The organism is Exiguobacterium sp. s124 (assembly GCF_018617485.1).
Taxonomy (GTDB): domain Bacteria; phylum Bacillota; class Bacilli; order Exiguobacteriales; family Exiguobacteriaceae; genus Exiguobacterium; species Exiguobacterium aestuarii.
This window is the reverse complement of the sequence record NZ_JACSKH010000001.1, coordinates 1727906-1751168: the sequence shown is the minus strand read 5'-3', so window position 1 is coordinate 1751168 and position 23263 is coordinate 1727906. Positions and strand designations below refer to the sequence as shown.

Genomic DNA, 23263 nt, shown 5'->3' with positions numbered 1-23263 from the left:
CACAAATGTCTAAATAGAAATGAAGTCTATTTTAACGTCTATCTTCCTCTCGCTGCATATACTTTGCTGTACGCTGCAACGCAAACCCGAACGCAAAGAGCGAGGCGATAACTGCGGACATCGTGTAAACCGAATCGGTGAACGCCAGATAGATTCCGAACAGTCCGAGTCCGAAGCTTAGGAGGAACCATAGCCACAGGATAGGATGTTCTCGTAACGCCTGTTTCATCGGCTCGGAACGTTCAGCTGGCAACCCGTTCCGTCAGTGACGAGTAGATTCGAATTGAACACTTGTCCGTCACTCTTCAAGACGAGCGTACGACGTTCTTCGAGGAAATCGATTGTCATCTGTTCATCTAAAAATACTTTCGTCCAGTTTTTGATTAAGATCGGACCGAGGTTCGAGTCAATCTCGACGTCTTCTGGAGTCTTCTCCGTAACATATCGAATCTCAAAGATTCCGCTGTTTCCACAGCCACAACCTTCCGTCTCATAGAAGAGGTGCATCTGTCCTTCACGTTCGCCTTTCAATGACTCGATTCGTTCGAGCGCACGTTCTGTAATGTGTACATTCATGTGTATCACTCCTTATTTTCATTATACGCCGATTGAAAAAAGAATGAAAAAGGGATGCATCCTATTTTCCACCTTTCGGAAAAAAGCGTACACTTAGAGTGTTGAGAAGGGGGAAACAGGATGATTTCACGGTTTTTTAGTTATTATCGACCACATAAAAAGTTGTTCATGCTCGATTTTTCATTCGCGATTCTCGTCGGACTGCTTGAACTCGGGTTTCCGCTCGCCGTTCAATGGTTCATCGATGACTTATTGCCAGGTGGGGAATGGAACTGGATTATCATCGTCAGCATTGGTCTATTGATCCTATACATATTGGCCATGATGATGCAGTACGTTGTCAACTACTGGGGGCATAAGCTCGGGATTAATATCGAGACAGATATGCGGGAAGAGTTGTTCACGCATATTCATAAACAGTCGTTCCGATTCTTTGATAATCATAAGACTGGACATTTGATGAGTCGGGTCACGAACGACTTGTTCGATATCGGGGAAGTGGCACACCATGGGCCGGAAGATTTCTTTATCGCCATCATGACGTTACTCGGTGCGTTCGGCATCATGTTCTCGATCGACCCGGAACTCGCGCTCGTCACCGTTGTCGCTGTGCCGTTCCTGATTATCATGATCACATATGCGAATAAGAATATGAATAAGGCGTGGCAAAAAATGTACACGAACATCGGGGAAGTGAATGCGCGCGTCGAAGACAGCGTTTCAGGGGCACGTGTCGTCCAATCATTTACGAATGAGGCGTTTGAAATCGGGCGTTTCCAAAAAGATAACAACTTCTATCGTGGCTCAAAAATTGAGGCGTATCGTGTCATGAGTACATCGCTCGCCGGAATTTACATCACGACGCGTCTGATGACGTTGCTCGTCCTTGTCTACGGGGCGTACTTAACGTATGAAGGGCAGTTGACATACGGACAGCTCGTCGGATTTATTTTGTATATGAACTTGCTCATCAAGCCGATTGAGAAGATTACGGCACTTCTAGAGATGTATCCGAAAGGGATGGCTGGGTTTAAACGATTCACCCAGTTGCTCGATGAAGAGCCAGACATCGAGAACCGTGCGGATGCCATCGAGGTCGAGACGTTGAAAGGCGATATTACTTTTGACGACGTCTCCTTCGGTTATTCAGATTATCGCCAAGTGTTGACGGATATTGACTTGTCGATTGAGGCAGGGACGACCGTTGCCTTGGTCGGGACGAGTGGGGCAGGGAAGACGACCATCTGTTCACTCATCCCTCGCTTTTATGACGTGACAGAGGGTGCGATTTCGATTGACGGTATGGATATCCGTGACATGACGAAAGAGAGCCTACGTCGCCAAATCGGAATCGTTCAACAGGACGTCTTCTTATTTGCCGGTACGCTTCGGGAGAATATCGCTTACGGAAAGCTTGACGCGACCGATGCAGATATCATGCATGCGGTGGAGAAGGCACATCTCGGCACGCTCGTCGAGGAACTTGAACACGGTCTCGACACGCAAATCGGTGAACGGGGACTGAAGCTCTCTGGTGGACAGAAACAACGGATTGCCATCGCCCGCATGTTCTTGAAAAATCCGCCGATTTTAATTTTAGATGAAGCGACTTCGGCGCTTGACACGGAAACTGAGGCCATCATTCAAGATTCACTCAATGAACTAGCCGCGAATCGGACGACGCTCATCATCGCCCATCGCCTAGCGACGGTAAAAAATGCGGATCGCATTCTCGTCGTGACGGCAGAAGGAATTGTGGAAGATGGGACGCACGAAGAACTTAGCCAAAAAGGCGGCGTCTTCACGAACCTGTTACAACGCCAACAGCTCTAAACGGAAGGTCACCTCTAAAAGGTGGCCTTTCTGGCGTGATATGGGTGGTTCGTGGGTAAATACATATGGATGAACGAAAGAGAAGGAGGAAGATACACCATGAAAGCTGTACAAGTCGTAGGATATGGGGATGTCGATCAACTCCAAGTGGTTGATATCCCAAAACCGACACCGAAAACGGGAGAAGTACTGATTAAGGTGCGCGCCTGTGCCATCAACAATACAGAGATTTGGATGCGAGAAGGGGCGTACGGAACTGGAGAGAAGTCGGGTTGGCGTCCGGAGGGTGTCCAGTTCCCGCGTATTCCTGGTTCAGATATCACGGGAGAAGTTGTGGAGCTAGGGGACGGGGTCGACCAAGGGATGATGGGACGACACGTCGTTCTGTTCCCGTTCACCTCGAGCGGACCTGAACGGAAAGAACATTTATCGGACGATATGTCCTTTATCGGTTCAGAATATGACGGGGGTTATGCAGAATACGTGGCGTGGCCAGCCGAACTTTGTTTTGATATGCCGCTCGATGATTTCGTCGAGAGTGCGGTCTTTTCCGTGAGCGGACTCACAGCGTGGCATATGAATGAGCAGTTACACATCCGTTCTGGTGAGACGATCGTCGTCACAGGTGCGAGTGGTGGTGTCGGCTCGCTCAACGTTCAGATTGCAGCGAACGTCTTCGGCGCGAAAGTATTCGCGATCGTCGGTGATTTGAAAAACGAGCAAGAATTGAAAGCGTTCGGGGCGACCGAAGTCTTTTCGTATCGTTCTGAGACGCTCGCCGATGACATCATCGCGGCAAACGGTGGACCGGTCGATGCCGTACTCGATGTCGTGGGGGATGCGCTATTTGATGTGTCTCTAAACATCTTGAAAAAAGGAGGGAAGTTCTGTATCTCTGGTTCGGCAGGAGGACAGACGACCCATCTCGATTTTCGGACACTGTATTTGAAACATATTGCGATGTACGGGTCTGTTCTCGGGACACGGCATGAGTTCGCGGAAATGTTGCGCTCGATTGCCGAAGGGAAGCTGAAACCGGTCATTGACCGGACGTTCCCGCTTGAAGAGGCACGTGAGGCACAGACGTATTTTAAACAATCGGGTAAGTTCGGAAAGATCGTCTTGATTCCGAACACATAAAAAGAGAGGGCAGCCCCTCTCTTTTTCATGCGAATTTTACTTTGAGACGATCGACGTAGGCGATGAACAGGCGGAACCGTTCTAGCCAAAATTGGAAGAACGGACCGATGAGGAAAATCGATAAGACGGTCCCGAAGAAGAGTGGTCCGCCGAGCATCCATCCGATGAGACAAGCGGTCAGTTCCATCCAGGTTCGCATGGCACGGACAGATGTGGCAAAACGGTCTGCTAAAGCAAGCGTCAATCCATCGCGTGGACCGGCACCGTACCCGACGGCGACATAGAGACCTGCTCCCATGCCCATCACAAATATGCCGAATGTGAGCCAAACGATATTTACAATCATCCCTTCGAAAACAGGGAGCCATTGCTCATTTAAGATCAAGTTCATGAACACCCCGACGAACACCGCGTTGACTAGTGTTCCGAATTGAGGACGGATGCGGTCGAGTATGTATTTAAATAGCACGAGTAAAAGACCGACGCATAAAATCACCGTTCCGATTGAAATCGGAAGATGGTGAGCAATGCCGATATGAAGGACGTCCCACGTGGAGACACCGAGGTTTGCGGTGATCATGATCGATGACCCGAGTGCGAGTAAGAACAACCCGGTCATGAAGAGACCCCATTTGAAGAGAATGCGTAAAAAGTGGATAGACCTTGCGTGCACGAACATCGCCTCGTTTCAATAGAATGATTGATTTATCTTAGCATAGGCGATTGCAAAACATGAAAAAAACGTCTCAGCTTGTTGGCTGAGACGCAGGACTTATTTCTTCGGTGATTTCTTTGCTTTGTTCTTTTTATAGTAATCGTAGACGAACGGTGCGACCGCCGTCGCGATTTTAATCAATGTTCCCATTTTGCCTTTCTTAGCCATTATGCTGCACCCCTTTCTCTTCTAGAAGAATATATTCCACACAATTTGATTTTAAAAACATATCTTAAGCATATTCCATCTTCATGATCAAGATCATAACCCATCATACTAAGAAGTAGAGGAGGTCTATTGATGAAAACAATCATTTGGTACCAAAACGATTTACGTGTGGATGATCATTTGCCGCTCGAGGAAGCGCTGCGATATGACGACCCGATTGAAGGTCATTTTTTCATTAGCCCAAAACAGCTCGTTGAAAATCGCTTTGGCGTCATTCCGCTCGGGAACGAACGACTTCATTTCCTGAAGGAGTCGCTAGAAGACGTGGCAGGTTCGTTAGACGCACTCGGGATCCCATTCTTTGTTCATGTCGGTCATCCGCTCGAGACGCTCGACCCGAACGACCGCCTCTTGTTTCAACGAGCCGTCGGGTACAATGAGCGTCGGCGTGAAGAAGAAGTGATGAAAAAATGGAAGGGGGAGTACGAGACGTTCGGTGGATTCACGTTATTTGAAGAGGACGATATCCCGTTTGAGAAAATGCCCTTTTTATTCACAGAGTTCCGCAAAGCCGTCGAATATGATGTTCGTCCTCGCGAGCTCGTCTCTCGAAAGGCGACTGCCGCCACGCGCGACGTGACGTTCCCTTTTCCGTTTCAAGAAATCGAGAAAGACCCGAGGACGGCGTTTCCGTTCAAAGGTGGCGAATTGGCTGCGAAGCGCCGATTGAATGACTATCTGTCCGTGCCGATTCGAACGTATAAAGAGACGCGGAATGGTTTTGGTGTCGATGACTCGACGAAGCTATCTGCCTATTTGGCGAACGGATCGCTATCACCACGACGGGTGTTCTTTGAACTCGAGGCACATGAACGAACACATGGGGTGAACGAATCGACGTATTGGCTCTATTTTGAACTGCTGTGGCGGGAATTCTTTCAATGGGTCGCGCTTGAACAAGGGAAACGCTTGTTTCGGACGCAAGGGATCCGGTCGAAACGAAAAGACTGGCGAGTCGATGCGGATGTCATTGAAAAATGGAGACGGGGAGAGACGGGTATCGATTTCGTCGATGCGTTCATGCGCGAACTGAATGCGACGGGATGGATGTCAAATCGGGGACGACAAATCGTTGCCAATTATTTCGCCAAAGAGTTAGAGCAAGACTGGCGTTACGGGGCTGCCTACTTTGAATCGAAACTGATCGATTACGATGTCGCAAGCAATTACGGCAACTGGGCGTACCAAGCGGGTGTCGGAAACGATTCACGAAATCGACGTTTCAATATCGAGCGTCAACAGTTCACGTACGATCCAGATGGTGCGTTTCGTAACAGGTGGTTGTGACCAAACTGTCACGAGAAGTCGGTGTTTCTCATTGACTTCTTTTTACAGAAGCGCTATAGTTAAATCAACAGATGGGATACCTGAGGTGTACGAGAGCCGCCTTCGTTATTTTGAGCCAACACTTTGAATACGGGAGACCGAACTGCTAACCAGATCAACTGCCTCATCACGTGCAGGAGGACTTGTGAAGGAAACGCTAGGTCACCCACCTGCATACGCAGGTTCAAAAGCAAGGCATCGTCACGGCACTCCGGGCCCCATCGATTTTTTTGTAAATACGTCGCGAGACGTCTTTTTTTTGAATATAATTCCGAGTAAAATAGTATGAGAAAATAGAATTAGTTGGAGGAAGAAACATGTTACACCAGTTTTCACGAAATGAATTGGCCATCGGTTCTGAAGGCCTGGATGCTCTAAAGAATAAAACGGTCGCGATTTTAGGTGTCGGCGGTGTCGGCTCGTTTGCGGCAGAGGCACTTGCGCGCAGTGGCGTCGGACGCATCGTCCTCGTCGACAAAGATGATATCGACATCACGAACGTCAACCGTCAAATCCACGCATTATTGTCGACAGTCGGTCAACCGAAAGTCGAAGCGATGGGGAAACGTCTCCTCGACATCAACCCGGACTTAGACCTCGTCCAATTGAAGATGTTCTATACAGAAGAGACATATGAAGAGTTCTTCGCTCAAAACATCGACTACGTCATCGATGCGTCAGATACGATCATCTATAAGATTCATTTAATCGTGGAATGTAAACGTCGCGGCATCCCGGTCATCTCGAGCATGGGGATGGCGAATAAGATGGATCCGACACGCATCAAAGTCGTCGACATTAAAGATACGTCATATGACCCGATTGCGAAGATGGTCCGCACACGTCTGCGTAAAGAAAAAATCTATAAAGGCGTCCCAGTCGTCTTCTCAGACGAATCTCCAATCGTGACACGCGAAGATGTGAACGAGGTCGTCGGGAAGAAAGACGCTCCGATTCGGAAAGCGAAGATGCCACCGAGCTCGAACGCATTCGTCCCATCGGTTGCAGGACTTGTCGCTGCGGGTTACGTCATCAATGATTTGCTCGAAAAAGCGGGCGTCGAAATCAACCGCATCCAAAAATAAAACGACGCTGGCTCATTTCGAGTCGCGTCGTTTTTCCCAATAATCGAGCCGTTTTTGAATTTGTTGCTCGAATCCACGTGGTGTCGGTTTATAGTAATTTGGTCGTTTTCTAGCCAAGTTTTCTGGCCAGTAGTTTTGAGGGACGAACCCGTCTTTTTCATCGTGCGGATATTTGTAACCGACCCCGTTTCCAAGTTCACGTGCTCCTGGACTGTGGGCGTCGCGCAAATGTACGGGCACAGGTCCACCCTCGACTGTACGGACGTGGTGAAGCGCCTTATCGATGGCGGTGATAACCGCATTCGATTTTGGAGCGGTCGCCAAGTACAGGACGGCTTCTGCGATCGGTATGCGAGCTTCTGGGAAACCGATGTACTCACTCGCTCGTGCTGCCGCATCGACGATCAGTAGCGCGTTCGGGTCGCTCATTCCGATATCCTCGGCAGCATGGACGTAAAGACGACGCATGATGAAGCGCGGTGACTCACCAGCCTCAATCATGACAGCGAGCCAGTAAAGCGCCGCATCCGGGTCCGAACCGCGAATCGATTTGATGAACGCCGAGATCACGTCGTAGTGTCGGTCGCCTGTCTTATCGTACTTGATCGACTTTTGTTGAATCGACTCTTCCGCGACCTCGAGCGTGATGTGAATCTGTCCATCTATCTCTGGTGTTGTCAAGACGGCGAGTTCGAGTGCGTTCAATAGGACACGGTAGTCACCATCCGCCATTTTGATATAATGGTCTGCAGCAGCTTCATCCATCTTCACCGGGTAGTTTCCGAGACCGCGTGAGTCGTGTAGCGCCCGTTCGAGAACAGTGCGTAATTCCTCGGCACCCGGTGGTTCAAGCCGAAAGACGGTCGCTCGTGACAAGAGGGCGGCGTTCACTTCAAAGCTCGGGTTTTCGGTCGTCGCTCCGATGAGGACGAGCTTGCCGGACTCCAGAGCAGGGAGGAGCGCGTCTTGCTGAAGCTTATTGAATCGATGGATCTCATCTAAAAAGAGAATTGTTCGTTCGTCCTCATAGTCAAACCGGGACTCGGCCTCACGAATGACGTTCCGCAATTCCTCGAGTTTGGCCGTGACGGCGTTCAATTGGACGAATGTCGCTTTCGTGTAATTCGAAATGACACGGGCGAGTGTCGTCTTCCCGGTTCCAGGTGGACCATAAAGAATAATCGTACCGAGTCGGTCGGCTTCGATGGCACGACGAAGTAGCTTGCCCTCGCCAACAATATGGCGCTGTCCGATGACGTCATCTAACGTTTCGGGCCGCATCCGGTTGGCGAGTGGTCCGCCATTCGATTGATGAAATAGATCAGGCATACGTAACCATTCCTTTCGACAAACGTTTGTTCGATTAGTATAACAGAAGGAGACTTGAAGATGAAAATATCTACAAAAGGCCGTTATGGCTTGACGATTATGATTGCGTTGGCGCGCGAGACAGATAATAAACCGCTCAGTTTAAAAAAGATCGCGGCACGACATGAATTGCCAGAGCATTATTTAGAGCAATTGATCGGGCCACTCCGTAACGGTGGACTCGTCAAGAGCGTGCGTGGTGCGTATGGCGGCTATCAGCTCGTCAAACCGCCAGAAGAAGTGACAGCGGGTGAAATCATTCGCTTGCTTGAAGGACCGCTCGCTATCGTCGAAGAATCTGAAGCAGATGATGCGGTGAAACGGAAGCTTTGGGATAAAATCAAAGAAGCCATTGATACCGTCCTTGACGAAACGACACTCGCTGACCTTGCTGAGGAAGAGTCAGACGGCTATATGTTTTATATTTAATAATGAGGTGACTTTAGATGAACTATTTTGATCACGCTGCGACGACACCGATGCGACCAGAAGTCCTCGAAGCGATGACACCCTACTTTTTAGATACGTACGGGAACGCATCGAGCATCCACGGGATTGGACGTAACGCCCGGGCGGCGCTCGATTCGTCACGTCGTGTCCTTGCGAAATGGATCGGTGCTTCACCGAACGAGATTGTCTTTACGTCAGGTGGGACGGAGTCGGATAATTACGCCTTGTTTGGTGCGGCATATGCCCATCAAGAAAAAGGAAAACATATCATCACGACGAAAGTCGAACATCACGCCGTTCTTCACGCGATGGAGCAACTCGAACGCGAGGGCTTCGATGTCACGTATCTCGATGTCGAAGCGTCGGGAGCCGTCACTGTCGACGCGGTGCGTGCGGCATTACGGGATGACACCATTCTCGTATCGGTCATGTACGGTAACAACGAGGTCGGGACACGTCAACCGATTCAGGAGATCGGGGAGTTGTTACAAGACCATCAAGCCATCTTTCATACCGATGCGGTACAAGCGCTCGGTACAGAAATGATTGATGTGAAGGCAGTTCATGTCGATTTATTGTCGGCATCCGCACATAAAGTGAATGGACCGAAAGGTATCGGTTTTCTTTTCATGAAAACAGGTGTAAAATTAGCGTCACGTTCTTTTGGTGGACAACAAGAACGTAAACGTCGAGCCGGCACGGAAAATGTTCCGGGTGCCGTCGGATTCCAAAAAGCAGCTGAACTCGTCATGGCAGAACGTGAGACCCGAGTGGCTCATTATGAGTCGCTCGATACGGCGCTCCGTCAGCGCCTTGACGAACTCGGCGTAACTTATGAGGTGAACGGGTCGAATCGTTTACCTCACATCGTGAATTTATACCTTCCTGGAATTGACCTTGAACCCTTCCTCATCATGATGGATATGCGGGGCATGGCGATTTCGAGCGGAAGTGCCTGCACGGCGGGGTCGGTTGAACCGTCCCATGTATTGTCGGCGATGTACGGGGATTCAGAACGGACGCGTCAGTCTGTTCGAATCAGTTTTGGCCACGGCAACTCGGTCGAGGACGCGAAACGGCTCGCGGAGCGACTACAAGAAGTCGTCTCGACATTTATGAACGGAGTGAGATAGATGAATTTACGCACGAAAGCCCCTGAAGAGACGACAGTCGTCGTCGGTATGTCAGGTGGCGTCGATTCATCGGTGACGGCCCATGTGTTGAAAGAGCAAGGGTACAACGTCATCGGGATTTTTATGAAAAACTGGGATGACACAGACGAGAACGGTGTGTGTACGGCGACAGAAGACTATGAAGACGTCATCGCCGTCGCGAACCAAATCGGGATCCCTTACTATGCGGTCAACTTCGAGAAAGAATATTGGGATCGCGTATTTGAATATTTCTTGGCGGAATATCGTCTCGGTCGTACCCCGAACCCGGACGTCATGTGTAACAAAGAGATCAAATTCAAGGCGTTCCTTGACCATGCCCTTCGACTCGGTGCGGACTTTGTCGCGACAGGTCATTACGCCCAAGTGGAATATGTCGACGGAGAACATCGCTTGTTGCGTGGGAAAGACGACAATAAAGACCAGACGTATTTCTTGAATCAATTGTCACAAGATCAGCTCGCACGGACGATGTTCCCGATCGGTCATATGGACAAGAAAGATGTGCGTGTGATCGCTGAAGAAGCAGGCCTTGCGACGGCGAAGAAAAAAGATTCGACCGGGATCTGCTTTATCGGTGAACGGAACTTTAAAGAGTTCTTATCGGAATACCTTCCGTCACAACCTGGTGAGATGCGGACGCTCGACGGTGTCGTCAAAGGACGTCACGACGGCTTGATGTATTATACGCTCGGACAACGTCACGGTCTCGGGATTGGTGGCGACGGGGACCCTTGGTTCGTCGTCGGAAAAGATGTCGAGAATAACGTCTTGTTCGTCGGACAAGGCTTCCATCACGACGCACTCTATTCAGATGCGCTTCTCGCGTCAAAACTCTCTTGGACGGGGGCTGCTCCGACTGGCGAGTTCCGGGCGACGGCGAAATTCCGCTATCGTCAACAAGACGTGCCGGTCACGGTCGCCCCTCTTGAAAACGGAGAAGTACTCGTCAAGTTCGATGAGCCGCAACGTGCCATCACACCTGGACAAGCGGTCGTCTTCTATGATGGCGACGTCTGTCTTGGTGGGGCGACAATCGACGAAGCGTATCGAAACGGAAAACGACTCGACTATATCGGATGAGGTGATTGAATATGAACGCAAACGAACAAGGCATCCAAGCGATGCAGCAAGGTGAATTCGAACAGGCGGCCAAACATTTCAATGAGGCGATTGAAGCGAACCCGACGGACCCGACTGGCTTCGTCAACATGGGAACGTTGTTTCAGGCCATCAACGACTACGATCGTGCCGTCATCTTCTATGACAAGGCGATCGAACTCGACGGTTCGTTCGGTGCCGCGCACTATGCGAAAGGTGCTCTCGCTTATGAACTCGAGCAATTGGAGTCGGCGGAGGCCTCACTACGTCAAGCGCTCCTGTCTGGAATGGACGATGCTGATCTTCATTTCATGCTCGGGTTGACGTACAAGGCGATGGGTGACTTCGTTCGTGCGATGCCACGCCTGCGCGAAGCGAAAAAGCAATCGCCTGAAGACGTAGAAATCACGTTCCAGTACGGACTCGCACTCGCACAAAGTGAACAGTTAGAAGAGGCGGTCGTCGCATTAGAAGAGACGCTCGACCTCGATGCAAGCCATACAGACGCTCGCTATAACTTGGCAATCGCTTATGCGTTCTTAGGTGACCAGGAACGGACGTATGCGGAGCTCCAACGTGTCTTGGAGATGCAACCAGATCACGAACTCGCACGAGACGCCATCGCGAAGATGGATGCACTGCTCGGAAACTAATCTCTTGAATAGGAAAGTGCCATCGCAATGGAGCGATGGCACTTTTTTTAGTGCTCGTGATTAAAGTTGTTTCGTCGTAATCTTGACGGGTTCCCCGGCGAAATCACCGTAAGCCTCGTCCATATTTTTCGTGTACAATTCAATGATGTTATGGCTCGGGTCTTTGAAGTACGCCGACCGTTCTTTCCCGTTCTTCGTTTCATCTTCGTCCCACGTCCGTAATTTTACGGGTACATCGGTCTCATCCAAAATCTCGAGTGCCTTTTCAAACGACTCCATCGGCACGAAGAACGCGCAGTGGACGTGGACTCCACCTTCATCATAGAGCGTGTCCCACTCGGTCACGTCTTGTTTTCGATTGGCGTCCTCTTCCTCGGTGAAATCTCGCTTTAGCCAAAGTCCAAGTCGTGTGTTTCCTCCGATATAGAGCCACGTTGCCCACGGCTCATTTGCCTGTTCTTGCGATTCACTCGGTTCCGCATCGTCTCCCACCCATTGTTCGACGACGGGGAGACCTAATTTTTCAGACCAAAACGAAACGGCTTCTTCCATATCTGTCACTTCTAATACAAGCTCACATAGACCGCTGACTGGAATTCGTTTACCCATATATGACGCCTCCTTCAATGTGTCATTCGAACAGTTCCCGCTTTCCATCAATCAAAAACGCGACTAGCTGTCTGAAAGTGAGGGAATGACAACTTATAGAAGGAGGTCGAATCGTTTGCGAAAATATAGCATGGTCAGTGTCATCTTGTTTTTCATAATCGAGTATGTATGGTTCACGCAATTATTTGAAACGGTAAATCAGCGACTTGCTGAAGGAAAGTGGACGAACACGATTTTATATCAAGTGGTCGTCGAGCCACGTGGACTATTAACGTTACTACTCATTCTGTTTGTGGCGCTTCTCGTTGTCGGGTGGGGTGTCCATTATGTGTACTCGCAACAAAAGTCTTGGCAACTCACGTCGGAACATGTCGGGGTCGGATGGTTCGTTCCATTGCTTCTTGCGATTCTAGGGTTGTTGATTCCGAACGTATATGTCCAAGTCGGAATCTTGCTCTTACAATTGACGTTCATTCCGCTCATCCCGTTCATCGGACAGACCGTCCCGTTTTGGAAAGTCGTCACGAATTGGTTGATTCAACTAGCGGTCATCGGTCTCGTCTTATTTGGGGCTAGAGGGATGTTAGAGGATTCGATTCGTATCGAGAAGACCGAACTCTTTACAAAACTTGAAGCGTACGAGGCGTCAGGTGATTTGGACCGGATACAACGTTTAATAGAAGAGGTGGATCTCGAACAAGTCGAGCGCATCTTGGACCGAGTCGACCTTGAACAACTCATTCGCATATTAGAAGTCGTCGACCTCGACAGAATCGAGCAAATCTTGAGTCTGTTCGACTAGGGCATTTGTTCAATCGATTCATCTCGGGCTATAATGAATGATGGAAAAATAGCTGGAGGTGTCGGATATGATGGCAGCACCTTACGAGTTGACTGGAAAAGTCATTCGAGTCCTGTTTCAATCAGAAGAAGAAGCGCACACCATTGCGCTCGTCAGAATAAAAGAAAAGAATTTTGAGACGGACGAGACCGAGATGGTCATCGCTGGCGTCGGAGTCGGCATCGAAAAGGGAGAGACGTATAAAGCGCACGGTCGCCTCGTCGAGCATCCTCGATTCGGGAAACAGATGAAAGCGGATTGGATTCGTCGCGTCGTTCCGATGACAAAACGTGCCGCCGTCCGTTTTTTGACGAACGGTTCCTTCCCTGGGATTGGTCAAAAGACCGCTCAAAAGATTGCGGATACACTCGGGGATGATTGTATCGACCAAATCGTGAAGCATCCGAGTATTCTCTCGGAAGTCGACGGATTGAAAGAAAAGCAGGCGCGCGTCATTACGGAACGTCTGAACGTCTTGTATGGCGTCGACCAACTGTTGTTGTTTCTCGCCCCATTCGACGTCACGCCGCGTCTCGCCTCGAAAATTCATAAAGAATATGAAGGACGGGCGATGGAAACGATTGAGAAGAATCCGTATGCGCTCATGTATGATGTGCAAGGAATCGGATTCAAGACAGCGGATGCCATCGCCGCGCATTTTGGGATTCAAGGGATTCATCCCGAACGTATCGCGGCAGCGGTCCTTTACGTGTTGGAACTCGAACAAGGGAACGGTCATTTGTATGTGACAGCGGAGCAACTCGAAGCGGAGATGCCACGTATCATCGGGGCGGACCCAGGTGACGCGCTCGTCACAGCATTAGAATCGCTCGCAAAAGAAGAACGGGTCGTCATCGATGACGCGGTCGTGTATCACCCTCGCGTGTTTCGCGCCGAACGGAAGGCGGCAGAAGAGTTGGCGCGCATCATGGCGACATCGACGACGGAGGACGTGGATATGACGACAATCTTTGACGCGGTCGGTCGTGTCGAAGAAATGTTCTCGATTGAATACGCGACACAACAACGAGAGGCAATCGAACTTGCGCTCAAATCACCGCTCATGGTCCTCACGGGAGGTCCGGGTACCGGGAAGACGACGGTCGTCCGAGGCATCATTCATGCACTGAGTGACGTTTTCGACTGGAAACTCGAACCCGTCCCGAACCAACCGTTCCCGTTCGTGTTGGCCGCACCGACGGGTCGTGCCGCAAAACGGCTCAGTGAATCGACGGGTCTCCCGGCATCGACGATTCACCGTCTGTTGAAGTTTGACGGAAGTTCGTTCCAAGTCGATGAGACGAATCCGCTCGTGGGAAAAGTACTCATTGTCGACGAGGCATCGATGATTGATATTTTCTTGTTCAGGAGCTTGTTGAAGGCGGTTCCGAACGGCATGAAGATTTTGTTCGTCGGTGACCGCGATCAGCTTCCTTCGGTCGGTCCGGGTCAAGTGCTCGCCGATTTGATGGCGACGGACGGGATTCCGGTCGTCCGACTCGACGTCGTCCACCGTCAGGCGTCGGAGTCGAGCATCTTGCGACTCGCCCATTCGTTGAACGCTAAAAAAATGCCAGAAGATTTATTGGCGGCGCTCCCGGACCGTCGATTCTATACGGCGAACCAAGAGACGGCGCTTCAAGCGATTTGTCAGATGGCAGGTGCGGCCCTTCGGAAAGGGTATTCGCCATTTGATATCCAAGTGCTCGCTCCGACGTATCGAGGTGTGTGCGGAATCGACGGGTTGAACGAGGCGCTCCAAAACGTATTCAATCCGAAATCGGGCGCCCGAGAAGTGAAGCACGGGACACGTATTTACCGAAACGGCGATAAAGTGCTACAACTCGTCAACAACGCCGAAGAGAACGTCTATAACGGAGATATCGGTGAAATCACAAATATTTTCTTCGCAAAAGAGAACGTCGATAAAGTCGATAAAATTTATATCCGATTCGATCAGACAGAAGTCGAATATAACCGCAGTGAATGGGACCAGTTCACCCACGCATATGCCATCACGATCCATAAGTCACAAGGGTCCGAATTCCCGATCGTGCTTATGCCGGTCTTCTTCACGGGTGGCTTCCGCTCGTCGAGGAACTTGATTTATACGGCCGTCACGCGAGCGAAGAAAAGTTTACTGTTATTTGGAGACGTACGAGCGCTCGAGGCAGCAACACGAGAAGAAGAGCCGGTTCGTCGAACGAAATTGGTGGAGCGCTTAGGCGGGAAGTCTTGACGTCTTCATAAGCGCGTGTGATAATGACGAATAGATAACTGAAACGATACAGACGATGAAGGAAATGAGTACGTCGTCACCGCCTCTACAGAGACATCTTCCTTGGCTGCGAGAAGATGGAGGTCGGCCGACCGAAGCTATTCTGGAGTCCCCACTCAACCTGGGCGCCTCATCCACGTTAACGGATGTTCGAGGCACGGTGTTTACCGTGCGAACGAGGGTGGTACCACGAAGCGATGCTTTCGTCCCTTTCCACAGGGGCAGGCATCGCTTTTTTTCGTTTCGTTCAGAAATAAGGAGGAATTGTTCATGAAACCGCTCAAATCATTGACTGGCGCACAGATTCGCCAAATGTACTTAGATTTCTTCAAATCAAAAGGTCACAGCGTTGAGCCGAGTGCGTCACTCGTACCGGTCGAAGATCCTACCCTTTTATGGATCAACTCAGGTGTCGCGACATTGAAGAAATACTTTGATGGACGTGTCATCCCGGCAAACCCACGTATCGTCAACGCACAAAAATCGATTCGTACGAACGATATCGAGAACGTCGGGAAGACAGCACGTCACCATACGTTCTTCGAGATGCTCGGGAACTTCTCAGTCGGAGAATACTTCCGTGAAGAAGCGATCACATGGGGCTGGGAACTGTTGACGAGTGATGAATGGTACGGTCTCGACCCGGACCGTCTCTCGGTCACAATTCACCCAGACGATGAAGAATCAAAACAAATCTGGTTGAACCTCGGCATGCCGGCTGACCGCATCATCCCACTTGAAGATAACTTCTGGGAAATCGGCGAAGGCCCATCTGGTCCGAACACCGAAATCTTCTTCGACCGTGGTCCTGCGTTCGGAGACGACCCGACAGATCCTGAACTCTACCCAGGCGGGGAGAACGAGCGTTACCTTGAAATTTGGAACATCGTATTCAGCCAATATAACCATGACGGACACGGCAACTACACAGAGCTTCCACGTAAAAACATTGATACGGGGATGGGACTCGAACGGATGGCGAGCGTCCTTCAAGACGTACCGACAAACTTCGATACGGACCTCTTCATGCCAATTATTCGTGAAACAGAAAAAATCAGTGGAGACGTGTATCGTCAAGACAGCAGCAAGGATGTGGCGTTCAAAGTCATCGCTGACCACATCCGTACCGTATCGTTCGCGATTGGTGACGGGGCACTCCCGTCGAACGAAGGACGTGGATATGTCCTCCGTCGTCTTCTCCGTCGTGCGGTCCGCTATGCGAAGATGCTAGGCATCGAGCGCCCGTTCATGCACGAACTCGTGGACGTCGTCGGTGACATCATGGTCGACTTCTATCCACAAGTGAACGAGAAGAAAGACTTCATCAAAAAAGTCATCAAGAACGAGGAAGAGCGTTTCCATGAAACGTTGAACGACGGACTCGCAATCTTGAACGAAGTTGCGAAAGCGCAAAAAGCTGCAGGTTCAAACGTGATCAGTGGTCAAGATGCGTTCCGTCTCTATGACACGTACGGCTTCCCACTTGAATTGACAATCGAATACGCTGAAGACCATCACATGACGGTCGATGAAGACGGCTTCAAAGAAGCGATGAACGAGCAACGTGAACGTGCACGTCAAGCACGCGCTGACGTCGAATCGATGCAAATCCAATCTGGCGTACTCGCGGATATTACGATGCCATCGACGTTCCTCGGATACAACAATCTTGAGACGAACGCGAAAATCGTCAGCTTGATTCACGACGGGGAACTCGTCGACGTGGTTGCAGCAGGAGAAGAAGCGCAAGTGATCCTTGATCAAACGCCATTCTATGCAGAGAGCGGCGGTCAAATCGGGGACAAAGGACAAATCGTTGGGGAAGACTTCCTTCTTCGCGTGAAAGATGTCTCGAAAGCACCGAACGGCCAAAACTTGCATACGGTCACAGTTGAGTCAGGCGTCGCGAAAGCGGAAGTGGCAGTGACAGCGACGGTTGACCAAGACTCACGTCAAGCGATTGTGAAGAACCATACCGCGACGCACCTCTTGCACCGTGCACTCAAAGACACACTCGGTGAGCACGTCAATCAGGCAGGGTCACTCGTGACACCAGACCGTCTTCGTTTTGACTTCTCTCACTTCGGACAAGTGACACCAGAAGAGCTTCAATCGATTGAGCGTCAAGTGAACGAGAAGATTTGGGCGTCGATTGGTGTCGACATCGAAGAGATGAACATCGCTGATGCGAAAGCAAAAGGGGCGATGGCACTCTTCGGCGAGAAATACGGTGATGTCGTTCGCGTCGTATCTGCTGGAGATTACTCGGTTGAACTTTGCGGTGGGTGCCACGTATCCAATACGGCTGAAATCGGACTCTTTAAAATCTTGTCTGAGTCAGGAATTGGCGCAGGAACACGTCGAATCGAAGCGGTCACAGGGGCTGGCGCATACGAAGTGATGAACCAGCAAATCGAGACGCTCGAAGCGGCGGCGAAACTGTTGAAAACGAAACCACTCGAAGTTCCAGCACGTGTTCAAGCACTTCAGGCTGAAATCAAAGACGTGGAGCGTGCTTCAGAGTCGCTCAAAGCGAAACTCGCGAACATCGAAGCTTCTTCATTGACGGATGCGATCGAGACAATCGGTGACGTCCAATTGATCGCGAAGCGTGTCGATGGACAAGACATGGATGCCCTCCGTAGCATGGTCGACGATTTGAAAGGAAAACTCGGCTCTGCCGTGATCATCCTTGGGTCGGCGAACGGTGAGAAGGTCAACCTCGTCGCAGGTGTGACGAAAGACTTGAACGACCGTGGCTTCCATGCCGGAAAACTCATTAAAGAAGTCGCAACACGCTGTGGCGGCGGTGGTGGCGGACGTCCAGACATGGCACAAGCAGGTGGCCGTGACGCAACAAAACTGGACGAAGCATTGAAGTTTGCTTCACATTACGTTCAATCACTGGCATAATAGAGTGTGAAGTGCAAACGGAAAGAGGTGGATTCTTGTGAGCCAAATGGATCGCACGATGCAATTCAATTTTCCAGAAGATGATCAACGTGCTAACACACGTGAGACCCTGATTACGGTATATCAAGCACTCGAGGAAAAAGGTTATCAACCGATCAATCAAATCGTGGGATACTTATTATCAGGTGACCCCGCCTACATCCCACGTCATAATGATGCGCGAAACTTGATTCGCAAAATTGAGCGGGATGAACTTCTCGAAGAGTTGGTCAAATCGTATTTGAACGATCGTAGAGAGGATTAATATGAAGCGAGTCATGGGACTCGATGTCGGATCGAAGACAATTGGTGTCGCAGTAAGTGACCTGATGGGATGGACGGCGCAAGGTGTGGAAACGGTCTACTGGACTGAACCCGACTTTGACGAAGCCGTCCGTCTCCTTCGTCCGTTTATCGAGCAGTACGATGTGAAAGAAGTCGTCGTCGGTCATCCGAAAAACATGAACGGGACAATCGGTCCGCGCGGTGAGGCGTCTGAGGCGTTTGCTGAGGCGTTCACAGAGCAGACAGGCTTACCTTGCGTGTTGGTGGATGAACGATTGACGACGATGCAAGCGGAACGGATGCTCATTTCAGCAGATGTCAGCCGCAAAAAGAGAAAAGCGGTCATCGACAAAATGGCGGCCGTGATGATTTTACAAAACTACCTGGATCGTTCCGGGAAATAAAGGAGGAATCTCTCATGGCAGAAATTCGTCGTGAAGAAGAAATGTACCGTATTCCAGATGAAAATGGAGACGAGCATTTATTTGCAGAAATTTTCCGTATGACAAGCGACCGTTCGAAGAAGACATTCGTCGTGCTCGAACCGGTCGGCGCTCCGGAAACAGAAGATGAAGACACAATCGAAGTATACGCATTTGAAATTGAAGAACTTGAAGATGGCGAATTCATCTTGAAGCTCGTCGAAGACGATGAAGACTTCGAAGAGGTCATGGAAGCATTCGATATCGTCAATGACGAAGTCGGTCTAGACTAAATAGGGGATGGGCGGCTAGGGATCTCCCTCGTCGCCTCTCTTTATAAAATGAACAGGGGAGAAATGCATGAATCATCCATCTATGTCAGATGAGAAACGTGCCCGCAACCGGATCGTCCGTCGCATCACGGTTGTCATCCTTGCCATCTTCCTTCTCGTCATCGCCACAGGCTCGGCACTCGCTTATGTGTTCGTGAAGCGCTCCGTCGAACCGATTGATCCAACTTCGACTGAAACAGTTGAGGTCGAAGTCCCGCTCGGAGCTGGTTCGGGATATATTGGTGAATTACTTGAAGAGAATGGGCTTGTAAGGAGTAGCACGATTTTCCGTTTCTATACGCGTTTTAAAAACGAATCATCGTTCCAAGCGGGGACGTATACGTTGTCACCGTCTCAATCAATCGATGAGTTGATTGAAACGTTGCAAACAGGTAAAGTCATTGTGGTTCCTGATATCAAGCTTGTCATTCCGGAAGGATTCACAATCGACCAAGTCATCGCACGACTTGCGAAAGAGGCCGATATTCCGAAAGAAGAGATCTCTGAGCAATTGAGCGACCGTGAATATATTAGTTCGCTCGTGAACGAGCATGAGATGTTGACGGAGGAAGTATTGCAGGAAGGTATTTATCATCCGCTTGAAGGATACCTGTTCCCAGCAACGTATGAATTCAATAAAGGGGTAACGCTCACTGAAATCATCGATGAGATGCTACTCCCGACTGAAAGCATGTATCAAGAGTACAAAGGTCGTTTGGCCGATTCAGGACGTACGTTCCATGAGACGCTCGCGCTCGCATCGGTTGTCGAGAAAGAGGCCGTGTCAACGGAAGACCGGAAAGAGATTGCCGGTGTCTTTGAAAATCGTCTGAATGATGGTATGAAACTACAGTCTGACCCGACCGTCTGGTACGGTACAGGGGAGACGTCGATTTTTACTTCATTCGCAGACCTGGAGAACGATTCCTTATATAACACGTATCGTTATGGAGGAATTCCGATCGGTCCAATCGCGGCTGTTAGTCGTGACGCGTTTGAGGCGGTACTCAATCCAAATGATACGGCGAACATTTACTTCTATGCACGCCCTCCGCGTGAAGGATTCCCGAATGGGGAAGTATTGTTCGAAGTGGACTATGAGGACCATCAACAAAACGTCAATAAATACCGTTCCGAATGGGAAGCGTTTGAAGAAGCGAACAGTAATTGATGGGACGACCGGAAGCGGATGCTTCCGGTCGTTTGAATGAAGAGAGTTAAGAGGTGGAACGAGTGGACCATGCATCCTATGAGGGATATGTAGAACAATTGATCAACGACCGCTCTCCGCTGTTGACGGAGATGGAGGCATTTGCGCGAGAACATCACGTTCCAATCATGGACTTGACGGGCTCTGAAGTGCTTCTCTCTTTGTTGGCGATGCAGCGACCGACCCGTATCCTTGAGGTGGGGACGGCAATTGGCTACAGTGCAATCCGTATGGCAGAGTTGTTACCAGATGCCGAAATCGTCACGATTGAACGAAACGCCCGTCGATTCGAAGAGGCGACTGGCTTTATCGGACGATCTGATGTTCGCGATCGCATCACATTGATTCACGGTGACGCCGTTGAATTGATTGGTTCGATTGAAGGTGAGTTCGATGCCGTGTTTATTGATGCGGCAAAAGGACAATATCAAAAATTTTTTGATGGGTATGGCGCTTTAGTACCAATTGGTGGTACGATTTACAGCGATAATTTGTTTTTACGAGGGGACGTCTTGCTCGAGGACGTGTCAGTACTTGACCGTCGCAGACGCCGACTTGTCCGTCTCGTGAAACAGTTTACTGAGCAATTGATGGCACGGACCGATTATCATACTGCAATTTTGCCCCTTGGTGATGGCCTAGCAATCAGTCGTAAATTACGATGAGGAGGACTTAACTTTGATGCAACATAAACCCGTCATTATTGGCGTGGCCGGGGGTACCGGATCTGGAAAAACGACCGTGGCCCGTGCGCTCGTCGATGCGTTTAAAGGTCAATCGGTCGTCATGATTGAACAAGACGCGTATTATAAAGATCAATCCGAAATGACGATGGAGGAACGGTACAAGACGAACTACGACCACCCCTTCGCCTTTGATAACGATTTGCTAATTGAACATATCCAACAATTGCAACAGCATCAAGCTGTCGAAAAGCCGGTATATGACTATGCGGCCCATACACGGTCTGATGAGACGATTTTGATCGAACCGGTCGATGTCGTCATCGTTGAGGGGATCTTGGCACTTGAAGATGCCCGCTTGCGTGAATTGATGGATATTAAAGTGTTCGTGGATACGGATGCCGACGTTCGAATCTTGCGCCGCATGCAGCGGGACATTAATGAACGAGGCCGTTCAATCGATTCAGTCGTGGCACAATACACGAATGTCGTACGCCCGATGCATTTACAATTCTGCGAGCCGACGAAACGGTATGCGGACATCATCGTTCCTGAAGGCGGAGAAAATTTTGTCGCAATCGACTTACTCGTGACGAAGATCCGTTGGGTGCTCACTGAGCGCAATCGCGCGTGAGGAAATAAATCGTTTTCAATTTACCCTAGCTGTAATATACTAGGAGACAATGAAGGAGTGACAGAAATGGCTGAAAAACAACATTATATGACGTTAGACGGAAAAGCGAAGATCGAGAATGAATTAAACGAACTGAAGACGGTCCGCCGTAAAGAAGTCGTTGAAAATATTAAGATTGCTCGTGATTTCGGTGACTTATCAGAAAACGCGGAATATGACGCGGCAAAAGAAGAACAAGCGATGGTCGAAGGACGAATCGCACAATTAGAAGAAATGCTCCGTAACGCCGTCATCATTCAAGATGATGCAGCGGATAACTCGGTTGTCTCAATCGGGAAAACGGTCACGTTCTTCATCCAAGAAGATAACGAAGACGAGACGTACACAATCGTCGGTGGTGCCGAGGCAGATCCGTTCACAGGAAAAATCTCGAACGAATCACCAATCGCGAAAGCACTTCTCGGTCGTACGGTCGGAGATGTGGTCACGGTTCAAACACCAGGTGGCGACATGATCGTCGAAATCAAAGAAATCAAATAAGTTGTTGAGCGACCTCCATCATGGAAGTCGCTCTCTTTCTGAGGAGGAATCGGAATGAAAGTTGGAATCATCGGTGCGATGGAAGAAGAAGTGAATTTACTTCGGAATGAATTGACGGAGCGCAAGGATACGGAAATCGCAAACTATCATTTTTATGAAGGTTATCTTGGAAACATGCAAGTCGTCATCTTGAAGTCAGGCATCGGGAAAGTCAATGCCGCGATCGGGACGACACTCTTGATTGATAAATTCAAACCGGACGTCGTCATCAACACCGGTTCTGCAGGCGGATTCAAAAAAGGGATGAAAGTCGGTGACGTCGTCGTCTCGACGGAAGTGCGCCACCACGATGTCGATGTGACGGCATTCGGTTATGAATACGGTCAAGTGCCAGGAATGCCACCGGCGTATGAAGCCGATGCGAAGCTCGTCAACGTCTGTAAAGATGTGATTGAAAGCTTGCCTGACGTGAACGTGCATCAAGGATTGATTGTAACGGGAGATTCGTTCATCAACGACTCGAAGCGTGTGGCTGATATCCTCGGTCATTTCGATGGCGTCGCTGCCGTCGAGATGGAGGCTGCTCCAATCGCGCAGACCTGTTACCAGTTCGGCGTACCATTCGTCGTTACGCGCTCGATCTCAGACAGTGCAGACGAAGAGGCAAACTTATCGTTTGATGAATTTTTAGAAACGGCTTCGATCAACTCTGCGAAGATGGTCATGGCCGTCACGAAACGTCTCGAACAAGCTTAATCGATTGATTACGAGGAGGATGCATTGACATCCTCTTTTTATTCCCTTATATTAGTACCAGATACTAAGAATAG

General features: G+C 49.8%; 24 protein-coding genes and 1 other RNA gene. 20 read left to right on the top strand and 5 right to left on the bottom strand.

Annotation, left to right across the window (positions count from 1 at the left end):
- Positions 1-31 precede the first annotated feature (31 nt).
- Both KNO85_RS09135 and KNO85_RS09130 read right to left on the bottom strand, forming a co-directional pair.
- A complete protein-coding gene (locus KNO85_RS09135) occupies positions 32-253 on the bottom strand; it encodes a hypothetical protein (protein ID WP_214789273.1) in 222 nt (73 codons plus the stop codon).
- Positions 226-576 carry an iron-sulfur cluster biosynthesis family protein gene (locus KNO85_RS09130; RefSeq protein ID WP_214789271.1) on the bottom strand — a complete coding sequence of 117 codons (351 nt, stop codon included), beginning with the start codon at positions 574-576 and terminating at the stop codon, positions 226-228. The genes KNO85_RS09135 and KNO85_RS09130 overlap by 28 nt, the downstream gene beginning before the upstream one ends.
- A gap of 120 nt (positions 577-696) precedes the next feature.
- Here KNO85_RS09130 and KNO85_RS09125 point away from each other — a divergent pair, with 120 nt between their 5' ends.
- Entirely contained in the window at positions 697-2409 is a 1713-nt protein-coding gene (locus KNO85_RS09125; protein ID WP_214789269.1) for an ABC transporter ATP-binding protein, read from the top strand.
- 99 nt (positions 2410-2508) lie between these two features.
- Positions 2509-3549: an alcohol dehydrogenase family protein gene (locus KNO85_RS09120; protein WP_214789267.1), complete on the top strand. Its 1041-nt coding sequence runs from the start codon at positions 2509-2511 to the stop codon at positions 3547-3549.
- A 25-nt stretch (positions 3550-3574) separates the two neighbouring features.
- On the opposite strand, the gene KNO85_RS09115 is transcribed toward KNO85_RS09120, so the two are convergent.
- A complete protein-coding gene (locus tag KNO85_RS09115) occupies positions 3575-4228 on the bottom strand; it encodes a YczE/YyaS/YitT family protein (protein ID WP_214789265.1) in 654 nt (217 codons plus the stop codon).
- Positions 4229-4564: 336 nt separating this feature from the next.
- On the opposite strand from KNO85_RS09115, the gene KNO85_RS09110 reads away from it, so the two are divergent.
- From KNO85_RS09110 to KNO85_RS09100, 3 genes are all read left to right on the top strand, one after another.
- Positions 4565-5779 carry a DASH family cryptochrome gene (locus KNO85_RS09110; protein ID WP_214789263.1) on the top strand — a complete coding sequence of 405 codons (1215 nt, stop codon included), beginning with the start codon at positions 4565-4567 and terminating at the stop codon, positions 5777-5779.
- Between the two features lie 74 nt (positions 5780-5853).
- Positions 5854-6040, top strand: a non-coding RNA gene (gene ssrS / locus KNO85_RS09105) — 6S RNA.
- Positions 6041-6135: 95 nt separating this feature from the next.
- Positions 6136-6903, top strand: coding sequence for a tRNA threonylcarbamoyladenosine dehydratase (locus KNO85_RS09100; protein WP_214687847.1), 768 nt, complete (start codon positions 6136-6138; stop codon positions 6901-6903).
- A gap of 12 nt (positions 6904-6915) precedes the next feature.
- On the opposite strand, the gene KNO85_RS09095 is transcribed toward KNO85_RS09100, so the two are convergent.
- Positions 6916-8232 (bottom strand): replication-associated recombination protein A, encoded by a 1317-nt coding sequence (locus KNO85_RS09095; protein ID WP_214789261.1) that lies wholly within the window; start codon positions 8230-8232, stop codon positions 6916-6918.
- A gap of 60 nt (positions 8233-8292) precedes the next feature.
- On the opposite strand from KNO85_RS09095, the gene cymR reads away from it, so the two are divergent.
- Genes cymR through KNO85_RS09075 form a run of 4 tightly spaced genes read left to right on the top strand, consistent with a single transcriptional unit; the run spans position 8293 to position 11647 of the window.
- Positions 8293-8700, top strand: a complete 408-nt coding sequence (gene cymR, locus KNO85_RS09090) for a cysteine metabolism transcriptional regulator CymR (protein WP_074037447.1) — start codon at positions 8293-8295, stop codon at positions 8698-8700.
- A gap of 17 nt (positions 8701-8717) precedes the next feature.
- The gene (locus KNO85_RS09085) at positions 8718-9854 is read left to right on the top strand and encodes a cysteine desulfurase family protein (protein ID WP_214789258.1); all 1137 of its coding nucleotides are present in this window, start codon (positions 8718-8720) and stop codon (positions 9852-9854) included.
- Positions 9855-10976, top strand: coding sequence for a tRNA 2-thiouridine(34) synthase MnmA (mnmA, locus tag KNO85_RS09080; RefSeq protein ID WP_214789256.1), 1122 nt, complete (start codon positions 9855-9857; stop codon positions 10974-10976).
- 11 nt (positions 10977-10987) lie between these two features.
- On the top strand, positions 10988-11647 hold the full coding sequence (locus tag KNO85_RS09075) for a tetratricopeptide repeat protein (protein WP_214789254.1): 660 nt from the start codon (positions 10988-10990) through the stop codon (positions 11645-11647).
- A 60-nt stretch (positions 11648-11707) separates the two neighbouring features.
- Here the strand turns inward: KNO85_RS09075 and KNO85_RS09070 are convergent, their stop codons facing one another.
- On the bottom strand, positions 11708-12256 hold the full coding sequence (locus tag KNO85_RS09070; protein WP_214789251.1) for a VOC family protein: 549 nt from the start codon (positions 12254-12256) through the stop codon (positions 11708-11710).
- A gap of 115 nt (positions 12257-12371) precedes the next feature.
- On the opposite strand from KNO85_RS09070, the gene KNO85_RS09065 reads away from it, so the two are divergent.
- From KNO85_RS09065 to mtnN, 11 genes are all read left to right on the top strand, one after another.
- Entirely contained in the window at positions 12372-13058 is a 687-nt protein-coding gene (locus KNO85_RS09065; protein WP_214789249.1) for a hypothetical protein, read from the top strand.
- Positions 13059-13128: 70 nt separating this feature from the next.
- Positions 13129-15336 (top strand): SF1B family DNA helicase RecD2, encoded by a 2208-nt coding sequence (gene recD2, locus KNO85_RS09060; protein ID WP_251130611.1) that lies wholly within the window; start codon positions 13129-13131, stop codon positions 15334-15336.
- A 309-nt stretch (positions 15337-15645) separates the two neighbouring features.
- Positions 15646-18288, top strand: a complete 2643-nt coding sequence (gene alaS, locus KNO85_RS09055) for an alanine--tRNA ligase (RefSeq protein ID WP_214789245.1) — start codon at positions 15646-15648, stop codon at positions 18286-18288.
- A 37-nt stretch (positions 18289-18325) separates the two neighbouring features.
- Positions 18326-18592, top strand: a complete 267-nt coding sequence (locus tag KNO85_RS09050) for an IreB family regulatory phosphoprotein (RefSeq protein WP_015881196.1) — start codon at positions 18326-18328, stop codon at positions 18590-18592.
- Between the two features lies 1 nt (position 18593).
- Positions 18594-19016 carry a Holliday junction resolvase RuvX gene (ruvX, locus tag KNO85_RS09045; protein ID WP_214789243.1) on the top strand — a complete coding sequence of 141 codons (423 nt, stop codon included), beginning with the start codon at positions 18594-18596 and terminating at the stop codon, positions 19014-19016.
- Between the two features lie 14 nt (positions 19017-19030).
- On the top strand, positions 19031-19327 hold the full coding sequence (locus tag KNO85_RS09040) for a DUF1292 domain-containing protein (protein WP_078146594.1): 297 nt from the start codon (positions 19031-19033) through the stop codon (positions 19325-19327).
- Positions 19328-19394: 67 nt separating this feature from the next.
- Positions 19395-20537, top strand: a complete 1143-nt coding sequence (gene mltG / locus KNO85_RS09035; RefSeq protein ID WP_214789240.1) for an endolytic transglycosylase MltG — start codon at positions 19395-19397, stop codon at positions 20535-20537.
- 62 nt (positions 20538-20599) lie between these two features.
- Positions 20600-21241 (top strand): O-methyltransferase, encoded by a 642-nt coding sequence (locus KNO85_RS09030; protein ID WP_214748553.1) that lies wholly within the window; start codon positions 20600-20602, stop codon positions 21239-21241.
- A gap of 16 nt (positions 21242-21257) precedes the next feature.
- Complete coding sequence (udk, locus tag KNO85_RS09025; protein ID WP_074035132.1) at positions 21258-21893, top strand: uridine kinase; 636 nt, start codon at positions 21258-21260, stop codon at positions 21891-21893.
- A gap of 66 nt (positions 21894-21959) precedes the next feature.
- Positions 21960-22433, top strand: a complete 474-nt coding sequence (gene greA / locus KNO85_RS09020; RefSeq protein WP_214789237.1) for a transcription elongation factor GreA — start codon at positions 21960-21962, stop codon at positions 22431-22433.
- A gap of 54 nt (positions 22434-22487) precedes the next feature.
- The gene (gene mtnN / locus KNO85_RS09015) at positions 22488-23189 is read left to right on the top strand and encodes a 5'-methylthioadenosine/S-adenosylhomocysteine nucleosidase (RefSeq protein WP_214789234.1); all 702 of its coding nucleotides are present in this window, start codon (positions 22488-22490) and stop codon (positions 23187-23189) included.
- The last annotated feature ends 74 nt before the right edge of the window (positions 23190-23263 follow it).

Excerpts from the sequence above, each read along its gene's own strand:
- KNO85_RS09130 (WP_214789271.1), bottom strand. The coding sequence starts at position 576 with ATGAATGTACACATTACAGAACGTGCGCTCGAACGAATCGAGTCATTG.
- KNO85_RS09125 (WP_214789269.1), top strand. The coding sequence starts at position 697 with ATGATTTCACGGTTTTTTAGTTATTATCGACCACATAAAAAGTTGTTC.
- KNO85_RS09120 (WP_214789267.1), top strand. The coding sequence starts at position 2,509 with ATGAAAGCTGTACAAGTCGTAGGATATGGGGATGTCGATCAACTCCAA.
- KNO85_RS09115 (WP_214789265.1), bottom strand. The coding sequence starts at position 4,228 with ATGTTCGTGCACGCAAGGTCTATCCACTTTTTACGCATTCTCTTCAAA.
- KNO85_RS09110 (WP_214789263.1), top strand. The coding sequence starts at position 4,565 with ATGAAAACAATCATTTGGTACCAAAACGATTTACGTGTGGATGATCAT.
- KNO85_RS09100 (WP_214687847.1), top strand. The coding sequence starts at position 6,136 with ATGTTACACCAGTTTTCACGAAATGAATTGGCCATCGGTTCTGAAGGC.
- KNO85_RS09095 (WP_214789261.1), bottom strand. The coding sequence starts at position 8,232 with ATGCCTGATCTATTTCATCAATCGAATGGCGGACCACTCGCCAACCGG.
- cymR (WP_074037447.1), top strand. The coding sequence starts at position 8,293 with ATGAAAATATCTACAAAAGGCCGTTATGGCTTGACGATTATGATTGCG.
- KNO85_RS09085 (WP_214789258.1), top strand. The coding sequence starts at position 8,718 with ATGAACTATTTTGATCACGCTGCGACGACACCGATGCGACCAGAAGTC.
- mnmA (WP_214789256.1), top strand. The coding sequence starts at position 9,855 with ATGAATTTACGCACGAAAGCCCCTGAAGAGACGACAGTCGTCGTCGGT.
- KNO85_RS09075 (WP_214789254.1), top strand. The coding sequence starts at position 10,988 with ATGAACGCAAACGAACAAGGCATCCAAGCGATGCAGCAAGGTGAATTC.
- KNO85_RS09070 (WP_214789251.1), bottom strand. The coding sequence starts at position 12,256 with ATGGGTAAACGAATTCCAGTCAGCGGTCTATGTGAGCTTGTATTAGAA.
- recD2 (WP_251130611.1), top strand. The coding sequence starts at position 13,129 with ATGGCAGCACCTTACGAGTTGACTGGAAAAGTCATTCGAGTCCTGTTT.
- alaS (WP_214789245.1), top strand. The coding sequence starts at position 15,646 with ATGAAACCGCTCAAATCATTGACTGGCGCACAGATTCGCCAAATGTAC.
- ruvX (WP_214789243.1), top strand. The coding sequence starts at position 18,594 with ATGAAGCGAGTCATGGGACTCGATGTCGGATCGAAGACAATTGGTGTC.
- KNO85_RS09040 (WP_078146594.1), top strand. The coding sequence starts at position 19,031 with ATGGCAGAAATTCGTCGTGAAGAAGAAATGTACCGTATTCCAGATGAA.
- mltG (WP_214789240.1), top strand. The coding sequence starts at position 19,395 with ATGAATCATCCATCTATGTCAGATGAGAAACGTGCCCGCAACCGGATC.
- udk (WP_074035132.1), top strand. The coding sequence starts at position 21,258 with ATGCAACATAAACCCGTCATTATTGGCGTGGCCGGGGGTACCGGATCT.
- greA (WP_214789237.1), top strand. The coding sequence starts at position 21,960 with ATGGCTGAAAAACAACATTATATGACGTTAGACGGAAAAGCGAAGATC.
- mtnN (WP_214789234.1), top strand. The coding sequence starts at position 22,488 with ATGAAAGTTGGAATCATCGGTGCGATGGAAGAAGAAGTGAATTTACTT.